The sequence below is a fragment of the Arthrobacter sp. BC5 genome (genome assembly GCF_056680255.1).
Genome location: NZ_CM155273.1, coordinates 644,105 through 666,408, shown reverse-complemented (window position 1 = coordinate 666,408; position 22,304 = coordinate 644,105). Strand labels below are relative to the sequence as shown.

At 64.9% G+C, this 22,304-nt stretch carries 16 protein-coding genes, 1 tRNA gene and 3 rRNA genes; 12 read left to right on the top strand and 8 right to left on the bottom strand.

Going from position 1 to position 22,304, the window contains the following annotated elements:
* The first annotated feature begins 410 nt into the window (after positions 1-410).
* From AC1MFI_RS02890 to AC1MFI_RS02865, 6 genes are all read left to right on the top strand, one after another.
* Positions 411-1,944: ribosomal RNA gene (locus AC1MFI_RS02890) — 16S ribosomal RNA — on the top strand.
* Between the two features lie 558 nt (positions 1,945-2,502).
* A 23S ribosomal RNA gene (locus AC1MFI_RS02885) occupies positions 2,503-5,659 on the top strand.
* A 227-nt stretch (positions 5,660-5,886) separates the two neighbouring features.
* Positions 5,887-6,003 (top strand): 5S ribosomal RNA (gene rrf, locus AC1MFI_RS02880).
* Together the 16S, 23S and 5S rRNA genes form the textbook arrangement of a ribosomal RNA operon.
* Before the next feature lie 180 nt (positions 6,004-6,183).
* On the top strand, positions 6,184-6,714 hold the full coding sequence (locus AC1MFI_RS02875) for an SRPBCC family protein (RefSeq protein WP_479819523.1): 531 nt from the start codon (positions 6,184-6,186) through the stop codon (positions 6,712-6,714).
* Positions 6,714-8,081, top strand: a complete 1,368-nt coding sequence (locus AC1MFI_RS02870; protein WP_479819522.1) for an FAD-binding oxidoreductase — start codon at positions 6,714-6,716, stop codon at positions 8,079-8,081. The genes AC1MFI_RS02875 and AC1MFI_RS02870 overlap by 1 nt, the downstream gene beginning before the upstream one ends.
* Before the next feature lie 101 nt (positions 8,082-8,182).
* A complete protein-coding gene (locus tag AC1MFI_RS02865; RefSeq protein WP_479819520.1) occupies positions 8,183-8,704 on the top strand; it encodes a DUF4190 domain-containing protein in 522 nt (173 codons plus the stop codon).
* Between the two features lie 60 nt (positions 8,705-8,764).
* On the opposite strand, the gene AC1MFI_RS02860 is transcribed toward AC1MFI_RS02865, so the two are convergent.
* The 4 genes from AC1MFI_RS02860 to AC1MFI_RS02845 form a co-directional block, all read right to left on the bottom strand.
* Positions 8,765-10,129 (bottom strand): DUF4032 domain-containing protein, encoded by a 1,365-nt coding sequence (locus tag AC1MFI_RS02860; RefSeq protein WP_479819518.1) that lies wholly within the window; start codon positions 10,127-10,129, stop codon positions 8,765-8,767.
* A 148-nt stretch (positions 10,130-10,277) separates the two neighbouring features.
* A complete protein-coding gene (locus AC1MFI_RS02855; protein ID WP_479819517.1) occupies positions 10,278-11,366 on the bottom strand; it encodes an ABC transporter ATP-binding protein in 1,089 nt (362 codons plus the stop codon).
* Between the two features lie 107 nt (positions 11,367-11,473).
* Positions 11,474-12,280: a trehalose-phosphatase gene (gene otsB, locus AC1MFI_RS02850; RefSeq protein ID WP_479819515.1), complete on the bottom strand. Its 807-nt coding sequence runs from the start codon at positions 12,278-12,280 to the stop codon at positions 11,474-11,476.
* Positions 12,270-13,769 carry an alpha,alpha-trehalose-phosphate synthase (UDP-forming) gene (locus AC1MFI_RS02845; RefSeq protein WP_479819514.1) on the bottom strand — a complete coding sequence of 500 codons (1,500 nt, stop codon included), beginning with the start codon at positions 13,767-13,769 and terminating at the stop codon, positions 12,270-12,272. Before AC1MFI_RS02845 ends, otsB begins: the two co-directional genes overlap by 11 nt.
* A 124-nt stretch (positions 13,770-13,893) precedes the next feature.
* On the opposite strand from AC1MFI_RS02845, the gene AC1MFI_RS02840 reads away from it, so the two are divergent.
* Complete coding sequence (locus AC1MFI_RS02840) at positions 13,894-14,754, top strand: DsbA family protein (protein ID WP_479819512.1); 861 nt, start codon at positions 13,894-13,896, stop codon at positions 14,752-14,754.
* 90 nt (positions 14,755-14,844) lie between these two features.
* A tRNA-Thr gene (locus AC1MFI_RS02835) sits at positions 14,845-14,921 on the top strand.
* 75 nt (positions 14,922-14,996) lie between these two features.
* Here AC1MFI_RS02835 and rsgA read toward each other — a convergent pair.
* From rsgA to AC1MFI_RS02820, 3 genes are all read right to left on the bottom strand, one after another.
* Positions 14,997-16,043 (bottom strand): ribosome small subunit-dependent GTPase A, encoded by a 1,047-nt coding sequence (gene rsgA / locus AC1MFI_RS02830; protein ID WP_479819510.1) that lies wholly within the window; start codon positions 16,041-16,043, stop codon positions 14,997-14,999.
* Between the two features lie 301 nt (positions 16,044-16,344).
* A complete protein-coding gene (locus AC1MFI_RS02825) occupies positions 16,345-17,673 on the bottom strand; it encodes a multidrug effflux MFS transporter (protein ID WP_479819508.1) in 1,329 nt (442 codons plus the stop codon).
* Between the two features lie 92 nt (positions 17,674-17,765).
* Positions 17,766-18,269 (bottom strand): metallophosphoesterase family protein, encoded by a 504-nt coding sequence (locus AC1MFI_RS02820; protein ID WP_479819506.1) that lies wholly within the window; start codon positions 18,267-18,269, stop codon positions 17,766-17,768.
* A gap of 107 nt (positions 18,270-18,376) precedes the next feature.
* On the opposite strand from AC1MFI_RS02820, the gene AC1MFI_RS02815 reads away from it, so the two are divergent.
* The 4 genes from AC1MFI_RS02815 (at position 18,377) to AC1MFI_RS02800 (ending at position 20,528) form a co-directional block, all read left to right on the top strand.
* Complete coding sequence (locus AC1MFI_RS02815) at positions 18,377-18,568, top strand: hypothetical protein (protein WP_479819504.1); 192 nt, start codon at positions 18,377-18,379, stop codon at positions 18,566-18,568.
* 55 nt (positions 18,569-18,623) lie between these two features.
* Positions 18,624-19,004 carry a hypothetical protein gene (locus tag AC1MFI_RS02810; RefSeq protein WP_479819502.1) on the top strand — a complete coding sequence of 127 codons (381 nt, stop codon included), beginning with the start codon at positions 18,624-18,626 and terminating at the stop codon, positions 19,002-19,004.
* A 239-nt stretch (positions 19,005-19,243) separates the two neighbouring features.
* Positions 19,244-20,158, top strand: a complete 915-nt coding sequence (locus AC1MFI_RS02805) for an SDR family NAD(P)-dependent oxidoreductase (protein WP_479819501.1) — start codon at positions 19,244-19,246, stop codon at positions 20,156-20,158.
* Between the two features lie 97 nt (positions 20,159-20,255).
* Positions 20,256-20,528: a hypothetical protein gene (locus AC1MFI_RS02800; protein ID WP_400482813.1), complete on the top strand. Its 273-nt coding sequence runs from the start codon at positions 20,256-20,258 to the stop codon at positions 20,526-20,528.
* 30 nt (positions 20,529-20,558) lie between these two features.
* On the opposite strand, the gene AC1MFI_RS02795 is transcribed toward AC1MFI_RS02800, so the two are convergent.
* Positions 20,559-22,220 (bottom strand): catalase, encoded by a 1,662-nt coding sequence (locus AC1MFI_RS02795; protein WP_479819499.1) that lies wholly within the window; start codon positions 22,218-22,220, stop codon positions 20,559-20,561.
* Between the last annotated feature and the right edge of the window lie 84 nt (positions 22,221-22,304).

The following is a 22,304-nucleotide window of genomic DNA, read 5'->3' as shown; positions in this document are numbered from 1 at the left end:
TGAGGGCAGCCAACCCCCTTCAAATCCAGCGGTCACTTCGTGCGCTCTGAAGCGAAAACGAAATTGACCTCTATTTGTCATGGGATTGTCTTGTTGTATTCCGAAATGCAGGCCCTAGGCCAAAGCAGAGGATTTGACAAGAGAAAAGAGAATGAAATAAGCTGTAAACATAACGGCGAAGGAAAACAAGCCCGATAGAACGTGAAAGCGTTGGGATTGCAAGTAGTCGAACGTTTCTGTTGTTTGAGAACTCAATAGTGTGCCAAGTTTGTTGATACCGATTGTTTTTTGATTGGTTGAATTTGCTGGTTGCCGCACCCCGTGTGGTGGCTGGTTTTTTTGGCTGGTTTCGAATTTTGTGCAATGGTGTCACCCGTTTTCCCGGGTGGTGTTGTTGTGTCTGTAATGCATTTACGGAGAGTTTGATCCTGGCTCAGGATGAACGCTGGCGGCGTGCTTAACACATGCAAGTCGAACGATGAACCTCACTTGTGGGGGGATTAGTGGCGAACGGGTGAGTAACACGTGAGTAACCTGCCCTTGACTCTGGGATAAGCCTGGGAAACCGGGTCTAATACTGGATACGACCTTCTGGCGCATGCCATGTTGGTGGAAAGCTTTTGTGGTTTTGGATGGACTCGCGGCCTATCAGCTTGTTGGTGGGGTAATGGCCTACCAAGGCGACGACGGGTAGCCGGCCTGAGAGGGTGACCGGCCACACTGGGACTGAGACACGGCCCAGACTCCTACGGGAGGCAGCAGTGGGGAATATTGCACAATGGGCGCAAGCCTGATGCAGCGACGCCGCGTGAGGGATGAAGGCCTTCGGGTTGTAAACCTCTTTCAGTAGGGAAGAAGCCGGCTCTTTGGGTTGGTGACGGTACCTGCAGAAGAAGCGCCGGCTAACTACGTGCCAGCAGCCGCGGTAATACGTAGGGCGCAAGCGTTATCCGGAATTATTGGGCGTAAAGAGCTCGTAGGCGGTTTGTCGCGTCTGCCGTGAAAGTCCGGGGCTTAACCCCGGATCTGCGGTGGGTACGGGCAGACTAGAGTGCAGTAGGGGAGACTGGAATTCCTGGTGTAGCGGTGAAATGCGCAGATATCAGGAGGAACACCGATGGCGAAGGCAGGTCTCTGGGCTGTAACTGACGCTGAGGAGCGAAAGCATGGGGAGCGAACAGGATTAGATACCCTGGTAGTCCATGCCGTAAACGTTGGGCACTAGGTGTGGGGGACATTCCACGTTTTCCGCGCCGTAGCTAACGCATTAAGTGCCCCGCCTGGGGAGTACGGCCGCAAGGCTAAAACTCAAAGGAATTGACGGGGGCCCGCACAAGCGGCGGAGCATGCGGATTAATTCGATGCAACGCGAAGAACCTTACCAAGGCTTGACATGAACCGGAATGATGCAGAGATGTGTCAGCCACTTGTGGCCGGTTTACAGGTGGTGCATGGTTGTCGTCAGCTCGTGTCGTGAGATGTTGGGTTAAGTCCCGCAACGAGCGCAACCCTCGTTCCATGTTGCCAGCGGGTTATGCCGGGGACTCATGGGAGACTGCCGGGGTCAACTCGGAGGAAGGTGGGGACGACGTCAAATCATCATGCCCCTTATGTCTTGGGCTTCACGCATGCTACAATGGCCGGTACAAAGGGTTGCGATACTGTGAGGTGGAGCTAATCCCAAAAAGCCGGTCTCAGTTCGGATTGAGGTCTGCAACTCGACCTCATGAAGTTGGAGTCGCTAGTAATCGCAGATCAGCAACGCTGCGGTGAATACGTTCCCGGGCCTTGTACACACCGCCCGTCAAGTCACGAAAGTTGGTAACACCCGAAGCCGGTGGCCTAACCCCTTGTGGGAGGGAGCCGTCGAAGGTGGGACCGGCGATTGGGACTAAGTCGTAACAAGGTAGCCGTACCGGAAGGTGCGGCTGGATCACCTCCTTTCTAAGGAGCGCCTCATGTTCATGTGCCCGTCCAGTGTGTCGGGTGTGTGGCGTGCAGGAGTTAGCCCATAGCGCGGGCGTTTGTTCCGCGGTGGGTGCTCATGGGTGGAATATCAATGAATAGGTGCCTGGTGGCTCCTGGCGGTTCGTGAGTACGTCTCATCGTCTGTGTCCGTGTTCCTTCCTTTCGGGGTGGGGTGCGGTTCGGTGGTGGTTCTGGAAAGCGGGTTGCCGGTGTGGTTGCCGGGTGGTGTTTGGCACACTGTTGGGTCCTGAGATAACAGGGCCTTCCTGCGTGGTTCGTGGTGGTGCGGGTGTCCGGTGTTTGCCGGGTGTCTGTGTCGGTGCGAGGTGGTGGGGGGGGTTGGGTTGTTTCTGGTTTTCCTGCGCATGCTGGTCGCCGGTCCCCTTGGTTGGGGTGGTGTCCGGGTGTGTTGGGGTTGTTGGTTGAGAACTGCATAGTGGACGCGAGCATCTTAAAAAGAAGCAATTTCTAAGATAAATCTGGTTTCGGACGTATGTCCGGGCCTGGTTTTCTCGATATGTTTTTGATCTTAGTGGTCAAGTTTTTAAGGGCACACGGTGGATGCCTTGGCATCAGGAGCCGAAGAAGGACGTGGGAATCTGCGATAAGCCTGGGGGAGTTGATAACCGAACTTTGATCCCAGGATGTCCGAATGGGGAAACCCCGCCCGGCGCGCGAGTGACCGGGTGACCCGTATCTGAACACATAGGGTACGTGGAGGGAACGTGGGGAAGTGAAACATCTCAGTACCCACAGGAAGAGAAAACAATAGTGATTCCGTTAGTAGTGGCGAGCGAACGCGGAACAGGCTAAACCAGTGGTGTGTGATAGCCGGCGGGCGTTGCATCACTGGGGTTGTGGGACTTTCCGTTCCAGTTCTGCCGGACTGGTGAAATGAGTGCGTGCGTATAGGTGAACGGGTTTGAAAGCCCGGCCGGAGAGGGTGTTAGTCCCGTAACCGTAATGCGTGACGCCGTTTGGAGAGGATCCCAAGTAGCACGGGGCCCGAGAAATCCCGTGCGAATCTGCCAGGACCACCTGGTAAGCCTAAATACTCCCTGATGACCGATAGCGGACCAGTACCGTGAGGGAAAGGTGAAAAGTACCCCGGGAGGGGAGTGAAATAGTACCTGAAACCGTGTGCCTACAAACCGTCGGAGCAACCTTAGTAGTTGTGACGGCGTGCCTTTTGAAGAATGAGCCTGCGAGTTAGTGTTACGTCGCGAGGTTAACCCGTGTGGGGAAGCCGTAGCGAAAGCGAGTCTGAATAGGGCGACCAGAGTGGCGTGATCTAGACCCGAAGCGAAGTGATCTACCCATGGCCAGGTTGAAGCGACGGTAAGACGTCGTGGAGGACCGAACCCACTTCAGTTGAAAATGGAGGGGATGAGCTGTGGGTAGGGGTGAAAGGCCAATCAAACTTCGTGATAGCTGGTTCTCCCCGAAATGCATTTAGGTGCAGCGTTGCGTGTTTCTTATCGGAGGTAGAGCTACTGGATGGCTAATGGGCCCTACAAGGTTACTGACGTCAGCCAAACTCCGAATGCCGGTAAGTGAGAGCGCAGCAGTGAGACTGTGGGGGATAAGCTTCATAGTCGAGAGGGAAACAGCCCAGACCACCAACTAAGGCCCCTAAGCGTGTGCTAAGTGGGAAAGGATGTGGAGTTGCCCAGACAACCAGGAGGTTGGCTTAGAAGCAGCCACCCTTGAAAGAGTGCGTAATAGCTCACTGGTCAAGTGATTCCGCGCCGACAATGTAGCGGGGCTCAAGTACACCGCCGAAGTTGTGGCATTCACATATATCCCAAGCCGGAGACTTGTTCTCCTGGTTCAAGGGTGTGGATGGGTAGGGGAGCGTCGTGTGGGCAGTGAAGTCGCGGTGTAAACCAGCGGTGGAGCCTACACGAGTGAGAATGCAGGCATGAGTAGCGAAAGACGGGTGAGAAACCCGTCCGCCGAATGATCAAGGGTTCCAGGGTCAAGCTAATCTGCCCTGGGTAAGTCGGGACCTAAGGCGAGGCCGACAGGCGTAGTCGATGGACAACGGGTTGATATTCCCGTACCGGCGAAAAACCGCCAATACTGATCGAGGGATACTAACCGCCAGAAGCATGACCGGCCACCCTTGTGGTGACGTGGTTTTTTGTGGATCGCGGGACCTGATCTCGGGAGGTAAGCGTATTAACAGGTGTGACGCAGGAAGGTAGCCGAGCCGGGCGATGGTTGTCCCGGTCTAAGGATGTAGGGCAGAACGTAGGCAAATCCGCGTTCTTGTGTTCGATCACGAGCCTGAGATCTGATGGGACCCCCGTATGGGGGAATTCGGTGATCCTATGCTGCCGAGAAAAGCATCGGCGCGAGGTTTTAGCCGCCCGTACCCCAAACCGACACAGGTGATCAGGTAGAGAATACTAAGGCGATCGAGAGAATTATGGTTAAGGAACTCGGCAAAATGCCCCCGTAACTTCGGGAGAAGGGGGGCCCCAACTGTGATGGTGACTTGCTCACCGGAGCGGATCAGGGCCGCAGAGACCAGGGGGAAGCGACTGTTTACTAAAAACACAGGTCCGTGCGAAGTCGCAAGACGATGTATACGGACTGACTCCTGCCCGGTGCTGGAAGGTTAAGAGGACCGGTTAGTTTCACGCTTGCGTGGGACGAAGCTGGGAATTTAAGCCCCAGTAAACGGCGGTGGTAACTATAACCATCCTAAGGTAGCGAAATTCCTTGTCGGGTAAGTTCCGACCTGCACGAATGGAGTAACGACTTCCCCGCTGTCTCAACCATAAACTCGGCGAAATTGCAGTACGAGTAAAGATGCTCGTTACGCGCAGCAGGACGGAAAGACCCCGAGACCTTCACTATAGTTTGGTATTGGTGTTCGGTGTGGCTTGTGTAGGATAGGTGGGAGACTGTGAAGCGTGGACGCCAGTTCATGTGGAGTCATCGTTGAAATACCACTCTGGTCACTCTGGATATCTAACTTCGGCCCGTAATCCGGGTCAGGGACAGTGCCTGATGGGTAGTTTAACTGGGGCGGTTGCCTCCTAAAAAGTAACGGAGGCGCCCAAAGGTTCCCTCAGCCTGGTTGGCAATCAGGTGGCGAGTGTAAGTGCACAAGGGAGCTTGACTGTGAGAGAGACATCTCAAGCAGGGACGAAAGTCGGGACTAGTGATCCGGCGGCACATTGTGGAATGGCCGTCGCTCAACGGATAAAAGGTACCTCGGGGATAACAGGCTGATCTTGCCCAAGAGTCCATATCGACGGCATGGTTTGGCACCTCGATGTCGGCTCGTCGCATCCTGGGGCTGGAGTAGGTCCCAAGGGTTGGGCTGTTCGCCCATTAAAGCGGTACGCGAGCTGGGTTTAGAACGTCGTGAGACAGTTCGGTCCCTATCCGCTGCGCGCGCAGGAAATTTGAGAAGGGCTGTCCTTAGTACGAGAGGACCGGGACGGACGAACCTCTGGTGTGTCAGTTGTACTGCCAAGTGCACCGCTGATTAGCTACGTTCGGATGGGATAACCGCTGAAAGCATCTAAGCGGGAAGCCTGCTTCAAGATGAGATTTCCATACACCTCGAGTGTGAGAGGCCCCCAGCCAGACCACTGGGTTGATAGGCCGGATGTGGAAGCAGGGACGAAAGACCTGTGAAGCTGACCGGTACTAATAAGCCGATAACTTACACCACACACCACCCCCCACCGGGACCCCTGGGCAACCAGGACACCAGTGACCACGGGGGACGGTGAAGATCACATGCTACGCGTCCACTATGCGGTTCCCAACCAACAACCGGAGAACCACAACTGAATATGAGTACATCCAGCACGACGGATGTAACCCCACAGATTTACCGGCACCCCACACCCCGCACCACCAGGTACGGGACGAAACGGTGCGTCAGGTAGCAAGGGTTACGGCGGTCATAGCGTGGGGGAAACGCCCGGTCCCATTCCGAACCCGGAAGCTAAGACCCACAGCGCCGATGGTACTGCACCCGAGAGAGTGTGGGAGAGTAGGACACCGCCGGACAACACTTAACACAGGGAAGGCCCCACACCACCAGGTGCGGGGCCTTCCCCCCTTTAACCCACCCCCCACCCGATCAAGACCGAACGGCCGGGCGAGACCGAACGGCTGGATCTGGTCGGGAGACAGCAGTGGTTCGCTGACCCGTGCGGCGGCTCTCCGCGCTGGCGGTAGGGTCGGACCATGAGTGGATTGTTCTCGCACGCTCCTGCAGCAGCCGGCGATTCGAGCGGGCGTCCCGAACTTCGGGTGACCGTAACCGTCCCGGCCCCTGCGGATCACGCCTGGGCGGGCTTGACCGAGCACCTGCACCTTTGGTGGCCGGCGGGTGAGCTGAGCCGTTGGGGGGAGGACAGCTTCTTCGACCTCGAAGACAAGGCGCTGGTGGAGACGTCAGCCCAGGACGACGAAAATGTGTGGGGCGAGGTGACGGACGGCCGGCCAGGGCAGTGGCTGGAGTTGCGCTGGACGCATCTCGGGTCGAGCGCCACGACGCAGGTACGGCTGGAGATGGCGGAGAGCTCCGGGGCATCCGACGTGCAGCCTCTGGCGGAGCCGTCGGGGGATCGTTCCTCGCGAGCGGAAATCCGCACCACCCTGACGCTCACTCATGGCGGCTGGACGGCCGCTGATCCTCAGGACGTGTACGAGTTCTACCAGGCGTTCTGGCCTGGCGCTCTTGCCCGCTATCGACGTTTCATGGGCGGTGCCTGATGGGGCCCGAAGTCCTCGAGGAGCTGGCCCTGGCCCTGCCGGGATGCGTCTCCACCGCGGCTGACGACCTGAGGCTGTACTCCCGCGACAAGGGCCCTGTGATCCAGCCGATGCTGCCGACCGCCGTCGTCCGCGTACGAACCGTCCCCGACGTGCAGACGCTCCTTCGCTGGGCCACACGTCATGGTGTGCCTGTCGTCAGCCGGGGTGCCGGATCCGGTGTTTCCGGAGGCGCCCACGCGACCACCGGCAGTGTCATCCTGTCGCTCGAACTGATGAACACGATCCTGGCAATCAACGCCGATGACGAGACCGCCGTCGTCGAGCCAGGTGTCATCAATGCCGACCTCAACGCTGCTGTCGCCGAACACGGCCTCATGTACGCTCCGGATCCCGCGAGCTACCGGTGGTCGACGATCGGCGGAAACGTCGCCACCAACGCCGGCGGGCTACGCTGCGCGAAGTACGGTGTGACGCGCGATTCGGTGCTCGCCCTCGACGTCGTGCTCGCCGACGGGACTCTCGTCTCGACGGGCCACCGGACCTTCAAGGGCGTGGCGGGCTACGATCTGACGGCCCTGATGACCGGTTCGGAGGGGACGCTCGGCGTCATCGTGGGCATCACTGTCCGCCTCCGGTACCTCCCCCGCGCGGTCCATACCCTGGCGGCCTTCTTCGACGACTTCCCGCAGGCCGCAGCAGGCGTCCTGGCCATCGGCCGTGCCCGTGTCCAGCCTGCCATCCTCGAGCTCCTCGACGGTCGGACGCTCGAAGCGCTCGACGGCGCCCATGGTTCGGATCTGCGCCGCCGAGGCGGCTCGCTCCTGCTGGCACGGACCGACGGATTCGGAGCCGCCGCGGAGGCGGACGCGATCCGGGGAGTGCTGGTGGAACTCGGTGCGAGCGTCAGCGAGGAGGGCTCGGAGGAAGCGGACCTGCTGGTGGACCTGAGGCGGCACAGCCGGGGCGACGAGGTGGACGACCTCTTCCGGGTGGGTGAGGACGTCGCCGTACCGAAGTCACAACTGGTGCACTACGTCGCCGCGCTCGAGTCGATGGCCGCGCGTCACGACGTCCGGTTGAAAGTCGTGGCCCACGCCGGTGACGGCAACCTGCACCCGACCTTCTGGGTCGAGCGTAGCGAGGGTATCGAGGCGCAGGCGCGGCTCGAGGATGCACTGGACGAATCAGTGCGCTGCGCGCTCGACCTCGGTGGGACGATCACCGGAGAACACGGCGTGGGCCAGTACAAGCGCCGGTGGCTCGCGTGGGAGCAATCGCCGGAGGTCCTGGAGCTGCAGGCGCGCATCAAGCAGGTCTTCGACCCGTCGGGCATCCTCAATCCCGGCAAGGCGATCGTCTCCTGATCGTTGCCCCTCCGCTCCTGATCCAGGCAGGCGCCCAGTGATAATGTTCAGGAAACGGCCGGTATTCACCGTCACTTTCCATCACTTCCTTTGGGGGCAGCATGTCTGACAACACTCCGGGATCGCAGGGCAATTCGCCCTACGGCCAGAACCAGCCGCAGTACGGCCAGGACCAGCCGCAGTACGGCCAGAACCAGCCGCAGTACGGCCAGCAGAGCTCGTCGCCCTACGGCCAGCAGAGCACCGCGCCCTACGGCCAGCAGGGCCAATACGGTTCGGGTGCCGGCAACTACCCGGGGCAGCAGGGCTACCAGGGCCAGCCGGCCGAGAACCCTGGCCGGACCCTCGGGATCATCGGTCTCATCCTCGCCATCTTCCTCGCACCGATCGGCCTCATCGTCAGCATCGTCGCGCTCGTGAAGTCACGGAAAGCCGGGATGGGCAACGGACTGGCCCTCGCCGGCATCATCGTCGGGGCACTCCTGACGATTCTCTGGACGGTCCTGATCATCGTGATCGCCAGCTTCGCGGCCGATCTCGCCCAGCAGATCATCCAAGCGTGCGAGGGTCAGCCGACCGGCACGCCGGTCACTGTGCAGGGCCAGCCCGTCGAGTGCCCGTAGCAGGATCTTCTGAGAAGGACCGGCAGCCGCCTGGCTGCCGGTCCTTTTCGGTAAGTTCTCCTAGTTGTCCCCGTACTCGGAGTCCTCGTCGAGGCCGATGGTCCGGGAATCGGCCGTGAGCATGATCTCCGCCTCGTCACGGCGGTGCCGGAGCTCGTCGTCGAGGTAGGACTGCACGGCTTCCGCCAGCGGGACGTTCCTGTCCTCGCGCTCGGACATGTACCACCGGTGCTCCAGCACCTCGTGGACCACCTCCGCGGGCTCGAGCTTGCCGCCGAGTTCGCGCGGCACGGCACGGACGATGGGCTCGAACACCTCGTTCACCCAGAGGTGGGCGCTGAACTCCTCGTCGAGCGTCGGGTTGTTGTCGGCGCGGTAGGCATCCATGTCGTTCAGGAGCCGCCGGGCCTGGTTCTCCTGGGCGTCGAGGCCGGTGAGACGGAGGAGGCGGCGGCTGTGGTGCCCCGCGTCGACCACCTTGGGCTGCAGCTGGATCTGCGTGCCGTTGGCGGCCGTCTTGATGGCGTACTCCTCGACGTCGAAGCCGAGTTCGTTGAGGCGGCGGATACGTGCTCCCACCCGCCACCGTTCGCCGAGTTCGAAGGACTCCTTCTCGGTGAGCTCGCTCCAGAGACGGCGGTAGCTGTCCATGATCAGTTCACTTGTCGCGAGGGGGTCCACCTTCTCCTCGATGAGGCCGCCCTCTGCGAGGTCCATCAGCTCGCCGGCGATGTTCACGCGGGCGATCTCGAGGTCGTACTCCCGCTGGCCGGTCGACAACTCCGGGTAGAGCTCGCCCGTCTCCGCGTCGACGAGGTACGCGGCGAAGGAACCCGCATCACGGCGGAACAGGGTGTTCGACAGCGAGACGTCACCCCAGTAGAAACCGATGAGGTGGAGCCGCACGAGGAGGAGCGCCTGCGCGTCGATGAGGCGCGTCAGCGTGTCGCGGCGAAGGGTCTGCGAGAACAGGGCGCGGTACGGGAGCGAGAACTTGAGATGGCGCGTGACGAGGACCGGGTCCAGCTCCTCGCCCTCCGGTGTGGTGCGGCCGGAGATGACGGCGACGGGCTCGACGCACGGCACGTCCAGCCGCTGGAGCTTCCGGAGCATGTGGTACTCGTGGCGGGCGATGTGCTCGCTCGTCTCCTTGACGGCGATGACGGATCCGCCGAGGTGCGCGAAGCGCACGATGTGCCGCGAGATCCCTCGGGGGAGGGCTGCGAGCGCACTGGCCGGCCACTGCTCGAGGGCGATGTGCCAGGGCAGGTCGAGCAGCTCGGGGTCCGTTGCGGCTGCGGTGATATTGAGCGATCCCAGCGTCTCCGGGCTCGCAGCCGACGCCGGCCGCACGCGCGGCAGCTTGCCGGTCTGGTCGTAGTCCGTCGGCTCGTCGTGCCACTGGGCGTTCGAGGTCTCTGTCATGGTGCTGCCTTCGTGTCAGGGCGGGAGATGGGCCTGTATCAAGCGTAGTGGCCGTTAAACGAAGCGGTGGCGTCCACCGGGCACCCAGTGGGATGCCCGGCGGACGCCACCGCCGTCGTCGTTCGTGGTGCGCAGCCTGTGAAGGTGCTTAGACCGTCTCTGCCAGGCGGAGACCGCTCGTGGTGTCGAACAGGTGGACGTGGCCCTGCTCCGGGCGGACGTACACGCTGTCGCCCTTCATCGGCGGGCGGCGACCGTCGACGCGGACCACCATGTCGTGGTCCTTGCCGTCGAGGGTGGTGTGGCCGTAGATGTAGGCGTCGGCGCCGAGCTCCTCGACGACGTCGACCTCCACCTGGAGGCCTTCACCGGTGGCCGAGAGGACCAGGTCCTCGGGCCGCACGCCCAGCGTGACGGTGTTGCCGGCGGCCGCGTCCAGGACGTTCCTCGGGACAGGGTAGACGATGCCGCCGAAGAGGACACCGCCGTCGGCGACGGGAAGTTCGAGGAGGTTCATCGCGGGTGAGCCGATGAAGCCCGCCACGAAGACGTTCTTGGGGCGCTCGTACAGGTTGCGAGGGGTGTCCACCTGCTGGAGGATGCCGTCCTTGAGGACCGCGACGCGGTCACCCATCGTCATGGCCTCGACCTGGTCATGCGTGACGTAGACCGTGGTGACGCCGAGGCGGCGGGTCAGCGAAGCGATCTGCGTACGCGTTTGCACACGGAGCTTGGCATCCAGGTTCGAGAGGGGCTCGTCCATCAGGAAGACCTGGGGGTTACGCACGATGGCGCGACCCATCGCGACGCGCTGGCGCTGACCGCCGGAGAGTGCCTTCGGCTTGCGGTCCAGGTAGTCCTCGAGGTCGAGGAGCTTCGCTGCTTCGCGCACGCGCTCTGCTCGCTCTTCCTTGGAGACGCCGGCGATCTTGAGCGCGAAGCCCATGTTGTCGGCGACCGACATGTGCGGGTAGAGGGCATAGTTCTGGAAGACCATCGCGATGTCGCGATCCTTCGGGGGTACATCGGTGACGTCGCGGTCGCCGATGAGGATGCGTCCGGAGTTGACGTCTTCGAGACCTGCGAGCATGCGCAGGGAGGTGGACTTTCCGCAACCGGAGGGGCCCACGAGGACGAGGAATTCGCCGTCGGCGATGTCGATGTTCAGCTTGTCGACAGCGGGCTTCTCGGTGCCCGGGTACAGGCGGGTGGCCTGGTCAAACGTTACCGTTGCCATGGTTTTCGTTCCTTTTCACGGGCAGGTACGTGCCCGACGATCCGTAGTGAATGGAAGAGATATTCAGTTGTGGGTGCGCGACCCGCCAGCAGTACCGGTGACGTTGGTCACGCTCCCGTAGTATGACACGTTCCTGGGCTGGGCGCACTTGCCGTGCGCAAGGCCACGAGTTCGTGCAGGACGGCCGCGAAATCCTCGGGCGTGGCGACGGTGAAGGGGGCGGCGGTCTCACCAGGGCCGATCCGGATCCCGACGTCCTCCGGCCCGAGGGTGCGCTGGGCGTCCTCGTCCGTGACGTCATCGCCCGCGAACAGGACCGCCGTCGCTCCCGTCGCCTCCCTCAGCACTGCCAGGCCCTGCCCCTTGTCGGCCTTGACCACCGAGATCTCCAGCACGCGCTTGCCGTCCGTGACGCTCAGGTCATCGAGGTGGTCCAGCCCCGACCGTGTGGCCGCCACCGCCGCGTCCGCGACGGAGTCGGCCGCCGACCGCGTGTGGAGCACGACGCCGGCGGGCTTGAACTCGGTCCACGTCCCCTCGTGCGCGTCGACGGTCCGCTCGACGACGTCGACGGCCCGTGCCAGCAGATCCGCCTGCCCGGGTGTCAGTGCGAGCGGGGCGCCGTCGGGCCCGGTCCAGGTCTCCGCGCCGTGGCTGCCGATGAGCATGGTGTCCGGGGCGGGGTCAGCGACGGCGCGCAGGCTGTCCAGGGCGCGTCCCGAGATCAGCGCCGTCGTCGTGGCCGGCAGTGCGGCCAGCGCCCGGACCGCCGCGGCCGACACGGGGAGGGCCCGCGCGTCCTCTGCCCGTTCGACGAGCGGCGCCAGCGTGCCGTCGAAGTCGAGCGCCACCAGCAGCCGAGGCGTCGAGGCGAGGGCGGCCAGCGCGGCGTGGAGACCCGGCTCAAGCACCATCGTCGGGGTTCCCGGCATGCAGGGCGTTGAGGAAGGCCTGCGACCAGCGCTCGACGTCGTTGTGGACCACCTGCCGGCGCATGAGCCTCATGCGCCGCATGGCCTCCGTCCTGGGCATCGTGATGGCCGAGACGATGGCGCTCTTCAGGCCGTCGATGTCATGGGGGTTGACGAGGATCGCCTGGCGCAGCGTGTCCGCCGCTCCCGCGAACTCGCTGAGGACGAGCATCCCGGTGTTGGCCGTGCGGGCCGCGACGTACTCCTTGGCAACGAGGTTCATGCCGTCCCGGAGCGCCGTGACGAGCATGACGTCGGCGGCCAGGTAGAGCGCCACCATCTCCTCGACCGGGTAGCTGTGGTGGAGGTATCGGATGGCCGTGTTCTTCATGGTGTCGTGCGTGCCGTTGATGCGGCCCACGGCGCCTTCGATGTCCTCACGGAGGAGGCGGTACTGCTCCACGCGCTCGCGGCTGGGGCTGGCCACCTGGATGAGGGCGGCGTCCTCGACCGTGATGGCGCCGTCCTCGAGCAGTTCACCGTAGGCCTTGAGCCGGTGCCCGATGCCCTTGGTGTAGTCGAGGCGGTCCACGCCGAGGAGGATGTGCTGGGGATCGCCGAGCTCGCGACGGATCTCCCTCGACCGCTCGATGACGTCGGCCCGCTGTGCCAGCTCCGTGATCGATGCGGTGTCGATGGAGATGGGGAACGCCTCGGCGCGTGAGACGTAAGCGGGCGTTCCGTCATCTCCCTCCGGGATCTGCACCTGCTGGGCCTTGATCGTGTAGCCCTTGAAGCGGCGCACGCAGCGCAGGAAGTTGCTGGCGTCACTCGGTCGCTGGAAGCCGATGAGGTCGGCGCCGAGGAGCCCCTCGATGACCTGCCGGCGCCAGGGGAGCTGCGCGTAGATCTCGAGCGGGGGGAAGGGGATGTGGTTGAAGAAGCCGATCTTCAGGTCGGGCCGTGCCTGCCGCAGCAGCTTCGGTACGAGCTGCAGCTGATAGTCCTGTACCCACACCGTTGCACCCTCGGCCGCCACCGATGCCGTCGCCTCCGCGAAGCGCTCGTTCACCCTGCGGTAGGAGTCCCACCAGGTGCGGTGGAACTCGGGCGAGGCGATGACGTCGTGATAGAGCGGCCAGAGGGTCGCATTGGAGAAGCCCTCGTAGTAGAGCTCCACCTCCTCCTCGCTGAGCGGCACGGGGACAAGGCGCATGTTGGCCTCGTCGAAGGGCTCGAGCGTCTCGTCCGGGGCGCCGTGCCAGCCGACCCAGGCGCCGTCGGCCTTGGCCATCACCGGCGCGAGCGCGGTGACGAGTCCGCCGGGGGAGCGTCGCCACGAGCTCTCACCGTGCTCGTCGACGACGCGGTCCACCGCCAAGCGGTTGGAGACGACGATGAAATCGAAGTCCCCGAACCTGCCGTCCGTGGAGTACGAGGCTGTGACGCCTGGTGTGGTCGAAGGTCGTGCTGCGCTCAAAACTGGCTCCATCGCAGTAGTTTGGTCTCGTCGACGACTCTATCGTCATGCTCGTGCGCGGTTCGGCACGCGGTGGCACGGGAAGCTCCACGAAGCGGTCGCTAAACTGGCCCCCGACGACCGACGAAGAGGACTGATGGCGCCCGCACCCGCACGCAAACCGACCAAAGCCGAACGCACCGCCGCAGCCCGGGAACGGGAGCGCCTGGCGCGCGAGGAGCAGCAGCGGAGGGAGCGGCGGAACGGCCTCCTGGCGAAGTGGGGCGTGGTGGTGGGCGCGTTCGTCATCGTCGTGATCATCGCCGTGGTCGTGGTCGGCACTGTGCGCGGCCGGATTCCCGATGCAGGGCCGGCGCCCCGGGCGGGCAACGCGCAGGGCGGCATCACTCTCGTGTCCGCGACCGAGGTGGAACCGACGCAGACGCAGCAGGTGGACGCCTCGACCCTGCCGTCCGAGCCTGCGGCGGAAGGCTCCGTTCCCGAGGGCATCCGGGCCTCCGCCGAGGGGCCGCTCCAGGTCGTCGCCTATGTGGACATCACGTGCGTCCACTGTGCGGACTTCGAGGCTCGGCACTCCGAGAAGATCCGATCCTGGCTCGACCGCGGAGACATCACCCTCGAATACCGCACCGTCGCCTACCTCGACCGGAACAGCAGAACGGACTACTCGTCACGGGGAGCGAATGCCGCGGCATGCGTCGCCGACGCCGCTCCGGCCGCCTACTTCGACTTCACCCAGCGCCTCTTCGACCATTTCGAGGAGGGAGAGCTCGACGACGACGGCCTCGTGGCACTCGCAGAGGAATCCGGGGCCGGCGACATCTCGACCTGCGTCGAGGACGGCACCTTCAGGCCCTGGGTGAAGTACACGACCGAGGCGGCACAGGCAGCCGCCGTCGGCGGGACACCCACGGTATATGTGAACGGGAAGGTCGTCGCCAACGCGGTGTCCGATTTCGAGACGGCCGTTCAGGAGGAGCTGGACGGCAGGGGCTGATTTCCCGCGGTGCCGGGGCTGGGCTACCCTTATTGAGCGCTCGGCGTCTCCTTCCGGAAGGGCGACGGCGCCGGCTGGCCCGGCCAGCACGCCTCCTTAGCTCAGTTGGCCAGAGCACCGCTCTTGTAAAGCGGGGGTCGTCGGTTCGAATCCGACAGGGGGCTCCACCACCTCGACGTCCGGTGGGCCGAGGTGAAGAAGACCGCCTGCTGGTCCCCGGGCCGACCCGGCAGCGGACAGACTCACTCCTCCCCGAACCTGTTCCGGTAGTCCTTCGCCGTCGCGGCGCCGCGAGCCGCCTGACGGAAGGACTTCGCGTGGCGCCGCTGGTCGGCGACGCTCTGGCGGCGGTGGAGGCTCGCGAGCTCGCGGTCCATCTTGAGATAGCTCAGCCAACGGCGTTCGGCGAGTGCCCCCGATTCGATGGCCGCCCGGACCGCGCAGCCCGGCTCGCGGTCGTGGGCGCAGTCGCGGAACCGGCAACCGCCGAAGAGCTCCTCCACATCCGCGAAGACCTGCGACAGTCCATCCTCGGCGTCCCACAACGCGAAGCCCCGCAATCCCGGCGTGTCCATCATGACGGCACCGTCACCCAGCGGGATCAGCTCCCGGGCCGTCGTCGTGTGCCTGCCCTTTCCGTCTCCCGCACGCACATGGCCCGTATCCTGCCGGTGCCCACCCGTGAGGGCGTTGATCAGACTCGATTTACCCGCGCCGGAGGGCCCGAGCAGGGCGAGCGTCCGGCCCGTCCCGATCCTCGCGCGCAGGGCCTCGAGGCCGTCCTGATCCTGGGCCGACGTGGTGAATACCTCCACCCCGCGGGAGCGTTCGACCGTCTCGGCCACCACGTCGTCGAACCGTGTGCTGAGGTCGGCCTTCGTCAGGATGACGATCGGAACGGCCCCGGAGTCCCGGGCGGCCACCAGGGTGCGTTCGAGTCGATTGGTCGAGAGCGGCCGGTCCAGGGGGACGACGACGCCCACCAGGTCCATGTTCGCGCCCAGAGCCTGTGCCTCGGACAGGGGGTCGTGGGCTCTCTTGCGCTGCAGGAGGGACGAACGGGGCAGGGATCCGATGACAGTGCGGTCGTCGTGGTCCTGCATCGCGACCCAGTCACCGGTGACGAACCCGCCGCCGTCGTCAAGGTGCAGCAGTCCGTGCTGTGAGGCGAGCAGGATGCGGCAGCGGTCGGCGCGGACGACCCGCGCGGGTTCCGCACCGAACGGGAAATGGAACGAGAAGAGACCGCTGATGCGGTCGGTGAAGCCGTACTGAGTGAGAGCGTTCAACGGGTTCCTCCGTGGAAGGCCTCCCGGGGGGCGCGGCTAGCGCACTGCAGCAGGGGAGGCGGGGTTCATGGGGCCGGCGGCGCATTGCGCGACGACAGTGACCTGCTTCATGACTCCACCTCCTCCTGGGACTCGCTCGCGGCTCTAACGACCCGCGGTCATACATGATAGGCACGACGACGCGGTTGCGAACAGGCCTGGTGACGGTCCTGCGCGCAGCGAGCCGGACGCGTGCTGATCAACGACCTCCGCGTGGGCCTCGACCGGCCATTCCGTGAGGGGCGGACCAGCTGTGCCGGTATCAGCTCCGCTGGTCCGGGCCCTGTGCTTCCACCTGCTCCGCCTCGCGCTCCTCCGTCTCGACGGCGCTCGACGTCGGGCCTGGTTCCAGGCCGTCGCGTTCGCGCCAACCACCCTTGCGATAGGCGGGTGTCGCGGCGGCGAGGATGAGCAGAGTGAGCGACACCGCGGCGAGCATCACGCACACCATGGCAACCGAACCGCCCCCGAGGAGGCCGACGAACGGGCTGACCAGCCCTGCGACACCGGACTGGAGGGATCCGATGACGGCAGCCGCAGTGCCTGCCATGTGCCCGTAGTTGTGCAGTGCCAGCACCGAGGCGTTGGCGGGGATCATGCCCTGCGTCCCGAGCACGAGCCACAGGCCGGCGACGAGCCCGACGATCCCGCCGAAACCCGTGAGCACGATGGCGAGGAGGATGAGGGCGCAACCCATCTGGACTATCACCGCGATGCGGAGCACGCGGATCGGCGCTGCGCGGCGCACGAGTGCCGCGTTGAGCTGTGCCGAACCGACGATCGCCGCACCGTTCAGCGCGAACACCGCTGCGAACTGTCCCTGGCTCAGGCCGTACTCGTCCTGGAAGACGAACGGGGAACCCACGACATAGCTCATGATCACCGCGAGCCCGAGGCCGGGAATCACTGCGAGGGCCATGAAGTGCCGGTCGCGGAGCAGAGCGGCGTAGCCGCCGGCGACCTGCCGCGGATTGCCCGGGCGCCGCTGGTCCTTCGGCAACGATTCCGGCATGAAGCGCCACACGATGAGCACGAGGAAGAGCCCGATGAGCGCCAGCGCGTAGAACACGGCCCGCCATTGCCAGGCGCCCGCGATGGCCTGACCGACGGTCGGCGCGAAGAGCGGTGCAACCCCGATGACGAGCATCAGCCGCGACAGCAGCCTCGCAGCGTCCGATCCGACGAAACGGTCCCTGATGACGGCGATGGACACCACCGACGCGGCCGCGTTGAAGAAGCCCTGGCAGACACGGAGCCCGATCAGCGTCTCGATGTCCGGGGTGATCGAGCAGAGGATCGAGGTCACGACATGGAGTGAGATGCCGATCAGCAGTGGTAGCCGCCGGCCGAACCGGTCCGAGAACGGTCCGATGACGAGCTGGCCCACTCCGGCGCCGATGAGCATACCGGACATGGTGAACTGCGCTGCCGCCTGCGTCGTCTCGAGATCCTCCGCCACCACGGGGAGGGACGGCAGGTACATGTCGGTGGTGATGGCCGGCAGCGCAGCGAGGGCGCCGAGCATCAGGATCCATTTGATGCTCGAACGCCTGCCGGACGAGGCGGCGACGGAGGTCTTCGCGGTACTCACCCTGAAACCCTAGCCAGATCGTTGACCGACCGAACAGGTGCGGTGGGAAGAGTTGCCTTCACCGTACTTGTGGACAGCCGGTGGATCCGGGGCTAGCGCGGCGGGAGTCGGTGCAGTTCGGCGGTGACCACGCCCGCGTCGATGGTCGCCGTCATGTAGGTGCAGTGCGGCTGCCGCCGGCGGTCGGTGGGGGATCCCGGGTTGAGGAGCCTCAGTCCGGACTCGGTGCGCGTGTCCCAGGGGATGTGGCTGTGACCGAACACCAGCACGTCGGTGTCGGGGTAGAGCGCGGCCGCGCGCGCCTCCCTGCCCTGCTTCTGGCCTGTCTCGTGGACGACGGCGAGGCGAACGCCGTCGAGCTCCGCCCTGCCCACCAACGGCAGGCGGGCCCGGAGGTCGGCGCCGTCGTTGTTCCCGTAGCAGGCGACCAGCCGGGCGGCGCGGGCCTCCAGCTCATCGAGCAGGAACGGCTCGGTCCAGTCCCCGGCGTGCACGACGACGTCCGAGGACTCGACGGCGGCCCACACCTCGCCGGGCAGGTGCCTGGCGCGTTTCGGCAGGTGCGTGTCGGCCAGGAGCGTCAGGGTGAGGGGCATGGGGCAATTGTCCGCGAAACACCGGGGCCCGTGACAACTGGGAGGCCCTGTGCCATGCTTTCATAAGCTCGCTTACTAATAGCGGTTCGACACCAGAGGAGGCAGTCATGCGCATCGACAAGTCGCAGATCATCGACCTGCTGAAAAGCCAGGGCAAGAACGATCACGCCGACCAGGCCCAATCCGAGCTCCCCGACCAGGTGGATCCGGAGCAGCACGCGGACCTGCTGGCCAAGTTCGGCATCAACCCCAAGGACCTGCTGGGCAAGATCCCCGGCCTGGGGGGCTTCGGAGGCTGAGCGGTTCCGTCGGGTCGTCGCAGCACGTCGCCATCAACGAGTGAGGGAGTCAGCAATGGATACAAGTCAAGTGGTGTGGATCATCGTGGGGATCGTCGTCCTCCTGGCCATCCTCGCGGTGGTGGCGCTCCTGGCCCGGAAGCGCGGTGCTGCCCACCGCAAGCGCCAGCAGGAACAGGACAGGCATCGCGCTGCCGAGATGCGCGAGAAGGCGCAGGCTACGGAACTCGAGGCGCGCGAGCGCGAAGCCAAGGCGTCGATGGCGGAGGCCGAGGCGCAGCGGGCGGAGGTCGAGGCCGAACGCCTCCGGCGGCAGGCACAGGAGCGGCAGGACGACGCCCACGGATTGCGTGAGAAGGTGACGCACCACGTCCAGGAAGCCGACAAGGTCGATCCGGACGTCACGCAGGACAAGGACGGGCGCCGGGGCCACTGACCGGCCCGGGACCGGGCTGCAGGAAGGGAGCCCTCCCCGGCGGGAGGGCTCCCTTCTGCATGAGCCATGGAGGCGGCGGCGGCCGTCCCGGCAGAGGCTCGGCTGCAGGCAGGTCCGACGGCTCGACCCGGCAGGGCGCGGGCGGCACGAGAAAGTACGTGACATGACCCGGGCGGGCCCGAAGACTCGGAGGGAAGCCTGCGCGGGACCGCGCGGGACGTCGATCGGAGGGCAGCCCCATGGGTGAGGCGAGGACCGTGGTCATCACGGGAGCATCGAGCGGGATCGGGCGGGCCACGGCGCGCCTGTTCGCCGAGGAGGGTGCCGGGCTCGTCCTGTCAGGACGGGACGCCGGCACACTCGAGGCCGTCGCCGCGGAATGCCGCGAGAGGGGGGCGGAGGTGATCACCGTGCCCACGGACGTCTCCTCCGAGACCGAGGTCGGCCACCTCGCCGATGCCGCGGTGCAGCGCTTCGGCGGCATCGACGTGTGGGTGGGCAACGCCTCCGTGTACAGCTTCGGCACCTTCGAACAGACTCCGCCGGAGGTCTTCGACCGGCTGATCAGGGTGAACCTGCTCGGCCAGGTCTACGGAGCACGTGCCGCCCTTCGCGTCTTCCGCCGCCAGGGCCGCGGTGTCCTGGTGTCCGTGGCCTCGGTCTACTCGCGGATCACCTCACCCCTCGTGGGCCCCTACGTGACCAGCAAATTCGGTCTGCTCGGTTTCCTCGAGGTGCTGCGGATGGAGTTGCGGGAGGCGCCGGGGATCCACGTCTGCGCAGTCCTCCCGGCGACCATCGACACCCCCATCCATCAGCACGCAGCCAACTACACGGGCAGGCCTGTCCGCCCGCTGCCGCCGGTCACGGACCCTCTCCGGGTGGCGCGGGCCATCGTCCGCGTCTCCCGGAGGCCGCGCAGGCTGACGCAGGTCGGCCGAGTCCAGTCCCTGTTCGTCTACGCCCGGGCCCTTGCGCCGGCCGTGTACGAGCCGGTGGTGGCGCGGGCATACACGGCGCTGGCGCTCCAGAAGGGATCAGTGCCAGCGGCACCCGGCAATGTCTTCGAGGCGGACCGGGAGGTCACGGGCGTCACCGGGGGATGGCGGGTCATGCCACGGTTGCGGCGGATGCCCTGGGGCCGGGCGGGGTGACGTGTCCCACCCAGCACCGGCTCGCGGCGCTGTCAATGTGACGGACACGATAACCGGCGCCGGCAGCGCTCCTGTGGCGCCCGGCCATAGTTGAGGTATGGATCAATGGCAGGGCCTCCTCGCGCAGTGCGCCCGGAGTATGGGGTTCGACCGCGGGCGGAAGCGTGCCGCCTGTGCGCTCGCAGGTGTGGGGATCTTCTGGGCCGTGGGGCTGCTCGGCGGGCTGCGGATCCTGCACAGCGCTTCTTCGCCGATGACCACCCTGGTCCTCCTCTATGTGATGCTGGCCGTCGTCGCGCTCTCCCTCGTGATCGCAGCAGCCGCCGTGGCGGAGCTCGGCCGGCAGGCAGCGGAGAGGCGCCGGCGCTAGGCGCCGGCGCCCCCATCGGCGCTCTGCGTCCTACCGGGTCACGACAACGTGCTCGTTGGGCACGCAGTGCGTCATTGTCAGGCCCTGGACCTCACGCGGCCCGTTGTTGCCCAGGTTCTTCAATCGGGTCAGCTCGTCCTCCGAGAGGGTCTGGCTCGCGAGCGGGGGCAGGTCCTTCACCTCGGCGAGCCCGATGCCGAGTCCGTCGCCGACGCGTGCGCCCAGCTCGTCGTCGACCAGGTAGAAGTGCCACACCATGCGTTCCTGCACGGCGCGCGCGGCCTGCCCGATCAGTGTGACGAAGTTGCCCACGAGGTCGTCCTTCTCCCACTGCTCGAGCAGCTGGTACCGCTGGCCCGCCTGCAGGTAGTCCTGGGTGAGCGGAATCCGCTTGCGGGTCAGACGTCCGGAGATCTCCGGACCCTGCTCGTCATGCGTGGGGTACTGGCCCTCGCGGAGCCCGCCCGTGATGGAGGGCTCGTAGTTGACGTGGGGATTCTGCCCGGGCGCGAGATCCGTCCCGAAGGACATCTGCCCGCCGCGCTGGTTCGTGTGCACCGGAGCATTCTTCGCCGCGTTCACGGGCAGCTGCAGGTAGTTGGGGCCCACCCGGTAGCGCTGCGTGTCGCTGTAGCTGAAGGTACGGCCCACCAGCATCTTGTCGTCGGAGAAGTCCAGTCCGTCGACCAGGACGCCGGTGCCGAAGGAGATCTGCTCGTTCTCGTTGTGGTGGTCCGAGACGTTGCGGTTCAGCGTCATGGTGCCGACGAGCTTGGGCTCGAAATCCTGCTCGGGCCAGGTCTTGGTGTCGTCGAGCGGGTCGAAGTCGAGTTCCGGGTGATCCTTGTCGTCCATGAGCTGCACGTACAGGTCCCACTTGGGGTACTCGCCGCGCTCGATGGCCTCATGCAGGTCCTTCGAGGCATGGCCGAGGTCCGTGGCCTGGATGTTCGCGGCATCCTGTTCGGTCAGGCTCTTCACGCCCTGGTGCGGCTGCCACGTGTACTTGACCAGCTTGGTGTCGCCGTCCGCATTGACCCACTTGTAGGTGTTGACCCCGAAGCCCTGCATGTGGCGGTAATCGGCCGGGATCCCACGGGGGCTGAAGAGGTTCACGAGCATGTGCATGGACTCGGGTGTCTGCGACATGAAGTCGAAGATGCGGGCCGGCTCCTGCCGGAAGGTGATGGGATCCGGCTTCAGGGAGTGGATGACGTCGGGGAATTTGATGGCATCGCGGATGAAGAAGACGGCGAGGTTGTTGCCCACGAGGTCCCAGTTGCCGTCCTCGGTGTAGAACTTGACGGCGAAGCCGCGCGGGTCGCGGGCGGCCTCGGACGAGTCTCGGCCACCGATGACGGTCGAGAAGCGGATGGCGACATCGGTCTTCTTGCCCGGTTCGGAGAAGAGCTTCGCGCGGGTGTAACGAGCGATGGGCTCGTCGCCCCACATGCCGGTCGCCTCGAAGTCACCGAAGGCGACGGCGCCGCGGGCATGCACGACACGCTCCGGGATGCGCTCGCGGTCGAAGTGGCTGATCTTCTCGAGGAACTGGTAATTCTCCAGGGTGGCCGGACCGCGGGCACCGACGGTTCGCGAGTTCTGGTTGTCGTAGACCTGGTGGCCCTGGCGGTTCGTCAGGACGGCGCGGTCGTCCCCTTCGGCGGGTGGCTGGCTGGCGACGTCGGTCATGGAGTTCTCCTCACAGCGGGCTCTGGTCATTGAGGCCACGGGGCAACGCTCCCGCGTCCGCATTCGACGCTACCCAAGGCCGGG

Bases quoted from the DNA above. Each gene is read 5' to 3' on its own strand.
- AC1MFI_RS02865 (WP_479819520.1), top strand. From the start codon at position 8,183: ATGTCTGACAACACTCCGGGATCGCAGGGCAATTCGCCCTACGGCCAG.
- AC1MFI_RS02845 (WP_479819514.1), bottom strand. From the start codon at position 13,769: ATGGAGCCAGTTTTGAGCGCAGCACGACCTTCGACCACACCAGGCGTC.
- AC1MFI_RS02860 (WP_479819518.1), bottom strand. From the start codon at position 10,129: ATGACAGAGACCTCGAACGCCCAGTGGCACGACGAGCCGACGGACTAC.
- AC1MFI_RS02870 (WP_479819522.1), top strand. From the start codon at position 6,714: ATGGGGCCCGAAGTCCTCGAGGAGCTGGCCCTGGCCCTGCCGGGATGC.
- otsB (WP_479819515.1), bottom strand. From the start codon at position 12,280: ATGGTGCTTGAGCCGGGTCTCCACGCCGCGCTGGCCGCCCTCGCCTCG.
- AC1MFI_RS02815 (WP_479819504.1), top strand. From the start codon at position 18,377: ATGCGCATCGACAAGTCGCAGATCATCGACCTGCTGAAAAGCCAGGGC.
- AC1MFI_RS02800 (WP_400482813.1), top strand. From the start codon at position 20,256: ATGGATCAATGGCAGGGCCTCCTCGCGCAGTGCGCCCGGAGTATGGGG.
- AC1MFI_RS02875 (WP_479819523.1), top strand. From the start codon at position 6,184: ATGAGTGGATTGTTCTCGCACGCTCCTGCAGCAGCCGGCGATTCGAGC.
- AC1MFI_RS02855 (WP_479819517.1), bottom strand. From the start codon at position 11,366: ATGGCAACGGTAACGTTTGACCAGGCCACCCGCCTGTACCCGGGCACC.
- AC1MFI_RS02840 (WP_479819512.1), top strand. From the start codon at position 13,894: ATGGCGCCCGCACCCGCACGCAAACCGACCAAAGCCGAACGCACCGCC.
- AC1MFI_RS02805 (WP_479819501.1), top strand. From the start codon at position 19,244: ATGGGTGAGGCGAGGACCGTGGTCATCACGGGAGCATCGAGCGGGATC.
- AC1MFI_RS02810 (WP_479819502.1), top strand. From the start codon at position 18,624: ATGGATACAAGTCAAGTGGTGTGGATCATCGTGGGGATCGTCGTCCTC.
- AC1MFI_RS02795 (WP_479819499.1), bottom strand. From the start codon at position 22,220: ATGACCGACGTCGCCAGCCAGCCACCCGCCGAAGGGGACGACCGCGCC.
- AC1MFI_RS02820 (WP_479819506.1), bottom strand. From the start codon at position 18,269: ATGCCCCTCACCCTGACGCTCCTGGCCGACACGCACCTGCCGAAACGC.